We start from the raw sequence: 8,091 nt of genomic DNA, 5'->3' as shown, positions 1-8,091 counted from the left end.
AATTTACTCTAAAATTTTTATATTTAGAAAATTATGTTAAATTTGTAGAACATCGTAAAAATTTTTAAAAATGATAATTCAAAAAACTGAAAACTCCAGAATTTCTACATTTGACCCTAACAATTTTTCATTCGGAAATACTTTCATTGATCATATGATCATTTGTGAGTACGAAAACGGAAAATGGGGTGATGTAAAATTAGTTCCTTACGGTCCGATTCCATTTACACCTGCTATGATGGGAGTAAATTATGGACAAGCTTGTTTTGAAGGTATGAAAGCCTATAAAGACAAAGACGGGCAGGTTTTCCTTTTCAGGCCTGAAAAGAATTTTGAACGTATCAATAAGTCAGCGAAGCGTCTTGCTATGCCAGAAGTGACTGAAGAAATGTTTTTAGACGGGTTAAAAGCATTAGTAGATATCGACAGAGATTGGATTCCACAGGGGGAAGGAATGTCTCTTTATATCAGACCTTTGATTTTTGCTACAGAAGAAGCTTTGAAAGCAAGAGTTTCGAATAAATATATGTTTGCTATCGTTGCAACGCCAGCGAAGAGCTATTATTCAGAACCGGTATCAGTGAAAATCTCTGACCACTATTCAAGAGCTGCAAACGGAGGAGTAGGTTCTGCAAAAGCTGCAGGGAACTACGCTGCTTCTTTCTATCCTACACAATTGGCTATAGAAGAAGGATATGAGCAGATAATCTGGACAGATGATGCTACTCACGAATATTTCGAAGAGAGTGGTACAATGAACGTATTTGTAAGAATCAACGATACAATCTATACACCTCCGACTTCTGAAAAAATCCTTGACGGGGTAACAAGAGACAGCTTTATTCAGTTGGCAAAGAGAAGAGGAATCGAAGTAAAAGTAGAGCCTATTGCTGTGAAAACTGTAATTGAAGCTTTAAAGAACGGTTCTCTTAAAGAAGTTTGGGGAGTAGGTACAGCAGTAGTAACCACTCAGTTCCAGGCTTTAGGATATCAGGGAGAAAAACTTGATCTTCCAAGATTATCTGATGAAGAAAGCTTTGCAGCGATCCTTAAGAAAGACCTTGTAGATTTACAAACCAACCTGTCTGAAGATCCGTTCGGGTGGAGAGTTACTGTAGATCACGCTTTGGAAACAGTATAATACTATAAAATAACAATATGAAAGCCGGGTTTTTCCCGGCTTTTTCGTATCTATGTATTTATAAAAATGAATGAATAGTTGTAGACATGATCGATATTTTATTACATTCACACATTTCTTGACCAAGTTTTGTAATTGATTCCCGAAATGTGTATTTTCGCAAAAGTTTATGAAAAAAATACTCTTCATATCAGCCATAAGCCTGTTGAGCTGCAACAGAAATGCCCAGACGGCCCATCCTCCTGTAGGCGGTGTTTTAAGCCAGAAGGACCTGGATATTTCCAAAAACAGGATGAAAAATTTGAATACTATAGAACGGGGGCAGATTCAGGACTGGATCAATGGCCAGTCTGTAAAGTATTATCCTACGCAGCTTAATTACTGGGTAACGGTGGAAGGTTATGATCAGAGAGAAAAAAGGAAAGATGAAACCATGATTTCCTATTCCTATGATCTGTATGATTTTGACGAAACTAAAATCTATGACAAACCTTTTGAAAGAAGAGATGCCAGATTCGGGCATTTTGATGAACTGAAAGCGGTGGAGAATGCTTTACGTTTTATACGTGATGGTGAGGAAGTAACGCTTTTGGTACCGTCTTCTCTGGCTTACGGAACCTACGGAGACGAAAAGAAAATAGACAACGACATTCCATTAATCATAAAATTAAAAGCTCTATAATACATGAAATTGTTTAACAAGAATATAATTCTGGCAGCGGCAAGTATTTCGCTGATGAGTTGTACCCCAATTTATAAAAAAATGAACGTAGACAAAGAAACTTACGAAGGTCTTAATGACGGACTTTATGCCAATCTTCAAACCACAAAAGGGAATATGATTGTGAAGTTTGAAGACAAGAAAGCACCAGTAACTGTAGCCAACTTTATCGGTCTTGCAGAAGGGAAAATCGATAACAAAGCTAAGGCTAAAGGAGTTCCTTACTATGACGGAACTATTTTCCACAGAGTAATCAAAGATTTCATGATCCAGGGAGGTGATCCTCAGGGAACAGGTATGGGAGATCCGGGATATAAATTCGAGGATGAAAGAAATGACCTTAAGCACACAGGAAAAGGGATCCTTTCTATGGCAAACTCAGGACCAAATACAAACGGTTCTCAGTTCTTTATTACTGAAGTAGCTACCCCTTGGTTGGACGGAAGACATACGATCTTCGGAAAAGTAGTAAAAGGAACTGAAGTGATTGATGCTATCGCCAATGTTGAAAAAGGAGCTCAGGATAAGCCTAAAACAGATATCGTTTTAGAAAAAGTTTCTGTTTTCAGTAAAGGTGACGAGTACAAACATTACGATGCAGCTAAAACTTTCAACGAAGGAAAAGCTAAAATCGCAGAAAACAATAAAGCTTTCATCGCTAAAGAAGAAGCTGAAAGAAAGAAAAAAGAAGAGGAATTCAAAGCTAACCAGGAGAAACTGGTAGAAAGCCTGAAAGCTGGTATGCAGAAAACTGAATCCGGTCTTTATTATAAAATCACAAAAACAGCTGACGGTAAAGCTCCTAAAGCTGGTGACAATGTATCTGTACACTATGCAGGTAAATTAGTGGACGGAACTGAGTTCGATTCTTCATTCAAAAGAAATGAGCCGATCGAAATTCCAATCGGAATGGGAAGAGTAATCAAAGGATGGGATGAAGGGATCCTTTTATTGAAAGAAGGTGAAACAGCAACATTATTGATTCCGCCGGCAATGGCTTACGGAGAAAGAGGAGCAGGAGGGGTAATCCCGCCAAACTCATGGTTGGTTTTCGATGTTGAGCTTGTAAAAGTAAAATAATTGAATCTTCAAAATATGGTAAAAGCCGTCCGAAAGGATGGCTTTTTTATTTTGCTCAAAATATTCTGTAACGAACTGAGTCAATAGCACGACACATTTTACAGTTGGAAAGTTTAATGATTTTTCTGACAAAAATGTAACACCCCCAATCATGAAAACCAAATTACTTTTTTTTCTGCTCGTTTTGCTGTCGTTTACTGCTTTTTCACAGACCAAGGCGGATTCTGATGATGCAGCAATAAAAAAATCACTTACTTATTTCGTAAGCAGCATTCAATCCAAACAGATCGATCAGGCGGTAAGCTGCATATATCCAAAATTCTTCACGATAGTTTCAAAAGAACAGATGACTCAGATTTTGAATATGACTTACAATAATCCATTCATGAAAATTGAAGTGCAGGATTTAAAATTTGGAACTATTGAAAAACCTGAACTCATTACCAATGAATATTTTGCTATTACCCATTACTTTCTGAAACTGAAATGTAACGTCAGTTCATTAAATGATGACATGAAAAAGAAAATGAACAGCGCCTTAACAGCTAAATATGGAGCGAATAATGTAAAATATTTAGCTAACGAAGGTTCCTATCTTATCAACGCCCATATGAAAGCCTGTGCTGTTGCAAAAGATAAAAAGGCATGGAAATTTGTTGTTCTTGAAAAAGAATATAAAAAAGAACTGGTGAAAATCTTACCGAAGAAAATTCTGGATAAATTTTAAAAGTTAAGCAGTAAAAAATAAACTGCCTTGAAGAAGTGTTTCTTCGTTTCCTGTAAATACCGTAAAAATACGGATTTCAGTAAGGGATTATTACTTCTATCTTTATCCGGCACTTATAAAAAACAAAATAATTATGTTGGATCTGAATTACGATGGGATAAAAAAAGAAATAGAATCGGAGATGTGTGAAGCGCACAATCTGCATCCGGAACTGATTAAAACAGATGAAGGCTTCGGTATCAAAGCCTGTTGTGAACCTTTCAGAGAGAAAATGGTTGAAAAATCCGGAAGAATGATTGAGGAAGAAACCCAGAAGATCCTCGAAAAAATGCTGAAGAATATGTTTAAAGAATAAATTTTTACGATGTGATGATAGCACTTGTTGTTATCACGGGAGCTGCTCCGGAAGGAGTGGCTTTTTTGTTATGTTTTTAACAACTTGAACTCAATAAAAAACCGCCCCAAAAACAGGGCGGTTTTCCAAGTAAAAATAAATTGAAAGTTATATGTTTTGTTATCTTTTCTTCACACTTGTTCCAGCCAGGGAACTGATGAATACAAGGCCAAACCCGATATAAGCAGCAAATGCCGTCAGGTATATAATTAAGCTGTTAAAGCTTGGTTTTGTGGCGTATACCAACACAGAAAATGCAGCAAAACTCAACACCAGCATCAGGCTCCATATATGCAATTTCGCAGCATCTTCATTTCTCTTAAAAATCATTTCAAAAAACGCTCTCATCATTACTAACATTTTAAGGGTTATACATTAATTTATATCATAAAGGCGCACTCATCACGGTAAAAAGAATATATTCTTTTACTGGGCTAAGGTTCACGATGACTTGCCATTTATTTATATTACGATACCGGGCTGAAAGTCCGGGATATTTTTGTTTTTTTTGAATCAATAAATGATTCCTGGTTATTGTGATACCAGTCAGATACGGGGTGCAAAACTGCTGTGAAGAACTAATGGGGGTTAGTTAATCACGGACCCGTATCTTTTACGGCATCGTAGAAAAAAAAGGGATTCATATTTACATATGAACTTGAATCAGTGGAAAAACTGAAAATCCACAGAAAACCTTTTTTCTCATCCTTAGTTTTTTTTTATTTTTTTTCTCAATAACTTACATGCCAATATTATGCCAAAGTTCATATTCTGCGATTAACACTTTGTTTCACGGGTTTGATGAGATCAGTATTCAAGCGTGTTTTCATCTGTTATTTCCTTAAACGTAGAAAAATTTTCTATTACTTAGGTGTTATTAATGACAACAAAGAAAATATTACGGAGAAATTGTTTTTTCTATTTAAAATATGATCAGAAAAGTTTAGCATGAAACTTTTGTCCTTAAAGATAAGACCAATGATTAGAATACCATTTTCAACTTATTTTAATTTGTTTGAATGGATGAGTTTATAAAATTGTGTTATTCGTGAGATCATTAGTGTCATTTGTGTTTAATCATAAACCACAAATAGCACTAATATTTTTACACAAATTCCACAAATAGAATCATACGAATCAAATTATTATCTGTGCACATCTGCGAAATCAGTGGGAAAAAATATTTGAATTGATGATTTGTATCAACAGTGTTTAAAAAGAAAACCGTCCTTAAAGACGGTTTCATATTTACCAGTTTTTATCGATCATATAGATAATCTGTGTCAATGCGGTAGCGCCCAGTAAAAGCTCTCTTCGGTTCACCTTTTCAAAAGTATCTTCTACTGTATGGTGTATATCAAAATAACGCTGAGAATCCGGCATCAGTTCGGCTGCGGGGATACCCATATCGTGAAGCGGGTAGAGGTCCGTTCCTGAAAACCGCTCTTCAAAATTATACACTCCGTAAGGAAGAAACAGGTTTGACCAGCTTTTGATCTGGTTTCTTTTGGCATCATCCATATCCAGGGCAATTCCTCTCGGTGCAAAACCCCCGGCATCCGTTTCTATAGCAAAAAGATGTTTTTCATTTTTCTCCTTTACTGTCTTACCATATTGAATTCCACCTTTTACTCCGTTTTCTTCATTGGCAAAACATACAACCCTGATGGTATGGTTATTTTGTATCCCTAATTTTTTAAAGGTTCTCAATACTTCAATACTTTGCACAATTCCGGCCCCGTCATCATGGGCACCTTCACCTACATCCCAGGAATCAAGGTGTCCGCCGACAACAATAACACTTTGATCTTTTTTACCGGTGATTTCACCAATAACAGAGTGGGAGAGTTTCTCTCCTTTCATTCCGCAGTTGGAATTGAGTTTTGCCGTGACTTTCTGATTTTTTACTAATGCTTCCAGTTCGTCTGCCGTAGTGCTTCCGATGGCTACAGCCGGTATTTTGGAAACCTTATCTTCATATCGCATGTTTCCTGTGTGGGGAACATCGTCGAAGGCAGAAGAAAGTGATCTGACAATGGCAAATTTACCTCCTTTTTTAGCCGTTAAAGAAGCTGTAGTCCGTCTGTAAGCGCTTGCATCACGGTAAGAAATGAAAGTCTGTACATTTCCCTGATTAAACGGGTAATTGAAAAAGACAATTTTACCCTTTACTTTTTCGGCGGGAAGCTGATCATATTCCTCCAGTGATTTTACCATGATGATTTCACCTGAAACATCTTTTCCTCCTGTACCTTCAGAATTTCCAAGCGAAAGCATTTTGATGCTTTTCCATGTTCCTTTGGCGGTTTGAATATGCAGGGATTCTTTTCCTCTTACCCAAACCGGGATCATGACTTCCTGAAGCCATACCTTATCAGCTCCGGCATCACGGAGTTTCTGTGCTGCCCACTGTACCGATTTTTCATAAGCTTCAGAACCGCTTAAGCGATGTCCGATATTTTTTGTAAGCTCTCTCAGCTCAGTATATCCTTTGCCATTGTTCAGAATTTCTGTGGAAATTCTTTTGAATTGTATAGAGTCTTCTTTGTACTGGCCATATGCGGCCATTCCAAAAAGTAATAATGATGTTCCTAATATCTTTTTCATTGTTACCAGTTTTTATCAACCATAAAAATCATCTGTGTGATGGCAACCGCTCCGAGCAGTAGTTCTCTTTTATTTACTTTATCAAAAGTATCCTGTTCGGAATGATGGTAATCGAAATATCTTTGTGTATCTACAACAAGCTCTGCCAGGGGAATATCAAGTTTTTTCAAAGGTGAAATGTCCTGAATAGCCTCTGTCTGGTCAAAATCATAAACCCCGTAAGGAAGAAAATATTCTTTCCATGGATATACCAGTCTTCTTCTCTGGGGTGACATATCCAAAGAAAATCCCCGTGGAGAATATCCTCCGGCATCAGTTCCTAAAGCAAATACATGTTTTTCATCTTTCTTTTTTACATAAGCTGCGTACATTTCGCGGCCCTGTCCTCCGTTTTCACTGTTGGCATACAGAACGACCCTGATGGTGTGATTATTTTCGTATCCAAGTGCTTTCAATGTCCTTAAAACTTCAATACACTGCACAACACCTGTTCCGTCATCAATGGCGCCTTCGCCAACATCCCAGGAATCAAGCTGGGCACCTAATACAATTACTTTAGAATCTTTTTTGCCCTGAATTTCAGCAATGATATTGGGATTTGTAGTATCGCTTTTTGATTGTGCGGTCATGTTGATTTTAGCGGTAACTTTTTGTCTTTTCAGGGTTTTCTCCAATTCGTCCGCAGATCTTACCCCGATAGATAAAGCCGGGATTTTAATCTTATCATCCGGTTCGTAGTAAATCATTTTGGCATGTGGAGTGTCATCATTGGCGGTTGTCAGCGATCTTATAATTAATGCTTTTGCGCCTGTTTTGGCAATGACAGAAGCGGAAATTAATTTTGATTTTGCCGTTTGTAAATAGGAGTCACTAGTATTGATAATCTTCGGATCCATAGGAACGTTCACGAAAACTATTTTGTCCTTTAACTGGCCTACTGACATGGCGTTAAGCTCCGAAGTGGAATTAATTAAAACAATTTCACCTGTCAGGTCTTTTCCGCCTGTTCCTTCAGAGTTTCCAAAAGAAAGCATCCTGATATTTTTCCAGTCTCCGTTTCCGGCTTTTATCTGCAGGGATTCTTTTCCTCTGATCCAAACCGGTGTTTTGGCTTCCTGCCGCCAGATCATGTTTATGCCGATTTCCTTAAATTTTTTTTCGGCCCATTCTACCGCTTTTGCATATCCTGGCGTGGCACTGAAACGCGGCCCGATTCCTTTGGTAAGTTCTCCCAGGTTTTCATAAGCGGTGCCGTTGGTCATAATTTCATCCGAAATTTTTCTGAACTCATCATGATAATTGAATTTGGCAACCGTTCCTTTTTTTGCCGGATTTTTTTGTGGCTTTTTTTGAGAAAATAAAAATCCACTCAAAAAGAGTGGAAGTATAATGAATATTTTTTTCATTTATTATTTACCTTT

The 8,091-nt window shown here is 37.4% G+C and carries 8 protein-coding genes; 5 read left to right on the top strand and 3 right to left on the bottom strand.

From position 1 onward, the window contains the following. The first annotated feature begins 70 nt into the window (after positions 1-70). From ACE3RB_RS16535 to ACE3RB_RS16515, 5 genes are all read left to right on the top strand, one after another. A complete protein-coding gene (locus ACE3RB_RS16535; protein ID WP_374465216.1) occupies positions 71-1,141 on the top strand; it encodes a branched-chain amino acid aminotransferase in 1,071 nt (356 codons plus the stop codon). A 169-nt stretch (positions 1,142-1,310) separates the two neighbouring features. Then, positions 1,311-1,823, top strand: a complete 513-nt coding sequence (locus ACE3RB_RS16530) for an FKBP-type peptidyl-prolyl cis-trans isomerase (RefSeq protein WP_374465215.1) — start codon at positions 1,311-1,313, stop codon at positions 1,821-1,823. An 81-nt stretch (positions 1,824-1,904) separates the two neighbouring features. Beyond that, on the top strand, positions 1,905-2,942 hold the full coding sequence (locus ACE3RB_RS16525; RefSeq protein WP_228370561.1) for a peptidylprolyl isomerase: 1,038 nt from the start codon (positions 1,905-1,907) through the stop codon (positions 2,940-2,942). A 151-nt stretch (positions 2,943-3,093) separates the two neighbouring features. Continuing rightward, positions 3,094-3,669: a hypothetical protein gene (locus ACE3RB_RS16520; RefSeq protein WP_374465214.1), complete on the top strand. Its 576-nt coding sequence runs from the start codon at positions 3,094-3,096 to the stop codon at positions 3,667-3,669. A gap of 133 nt (positions 3,670-3,802) precedes the next feature. After that, entirely contained in the window at positions 3,803-4,024 is a 222-nt protein-coding gene (locus ACE3RB_RS16515; protein ID WP_374465213.1) for a hypothetical protein, read from the top strand. Positions 4,025-4,183: 159 nt separating this feature from the next. Here the strand turns inward: ACE3RB_RS16515 and ACE3RB_RS16510 are convergent, their stop codons facing one another. The 3 genes from ACE3RB_RS16510 to ACE3RB_RS16500 all read right to left on the bottom strand — a co-directional run bounded on the left by ACE3RB_RS16510 (position 4,184) and on the right by ACE3RB_RS16500 (position 8,076). Further along, positions 4,184-4,414: a hypothetical protein gene (locus tag ACE3RB_RS16510; RefSeq protein ID WP_332387127.1), complete on the bottom strand. Its 231-nt coding sequence runs from the start codon at positions 4,412-4,414 to the stop codon at positions 4,184-4,186. Positions 4,415-5,311: 897 nt separating this feature from the next. Further along, positions 5,312-6,670, bottom strand: coding sequence for a M20/M25/M40 family metallo-hydrolase (locus ACE3RB_RS16505; protein WP_374465211.1), 1,359 nt, complete (start codon positions 6,668-6,670; stop codon positions 5,312-5,314). A 2-nt stretch (positions 6,671-6,672) separates the two neighbouring features. Then, positions 6,673-8,076 (bottom strand): M28 family peptidase, encoded by a 1,404-nt coding sequence (locus ACE3RB_RS16500; RefSeq protein WP_374465210.1) that lies wholly within the window; start codon positions 8,074-8,076, stop codon positions 6,673-6,675. Positions 8,077-8,091 lie beyond the last annotated feature (15 nt).

The sequence above is a fragment of the Chryseobacterium sp. genome, from assembly GCF_041914225.1.
Classification (GTDB): domain Bacteria; phylum Bacteroidota; class Bacteroidia; order Flavobacteriales; family Weeksellaceae; genus Chryseobacterium.
The sequence above is the reverse complement of the archived record's forward strand: the minus strand, read 5'-3'. Positions and strand labels throughout refer to the sequence as shown.

Bases quoted from the DNA above. Each gene is read 5' to 3' on its own strand.
- ACE3RB_RS16510 (WP_332387127.1), bottom strand. From the start codon at position 4,414: ATGATGAGAGCGTTTTTTGAAATGATTTTTAAGAGAAATGAAGATGCT.
- ACE3RB_RS16520 (WP_374465214.1), top strand. From the start codon at position 3,094: ATGAAAACCAAATTACTTTTTTTTCTGCTCGTTTTGCTGTCGTTTACT.
- ACE3RB_RS16500 (WP_374465210.1), bottom strand. From the start codon at position 8,076: ATGAAAAAAATATTCATTATACTTCCACTCTTTTTGAGTGGATTTTTA.
- ACE3RB_RS16530 (WP_374465215.1), top strand. From the start codon at position 1,311: ATGAAAAAAATACTCTTCATATCAGCCATAAGCCTGTTGAGCTGCAAC.
- ACE3RB_RS16505 (WP_374465211.1), bottom strand. From the start codon at position 6,670: ATGAAAAAGATATTAGGAACATCATTATTACTTTTTGGAATGGCCGCA.
- ACE3RB_RS16535 (WP_374465216.1), top strand. From the start codon at position 71: ATGATAATTCAAAAAACTGAAAACTCCAGAATTTCTACATTTGACCCT.
- ACE3RB_RS16525 (WP_228370561.1), top strand. From the start codon at position 1,905: ATGAACGTAGACAAAGAAACTTACGAAGGTCTTAATGACGGACTTTAT.
- ACE3RB_RS16515 (WP_374465213.1), top strand. From the start codon at position 3,803: ATGTTGGATCTGAATTACGATGGGATAAAAAAAGAAATAGAATCGGAG.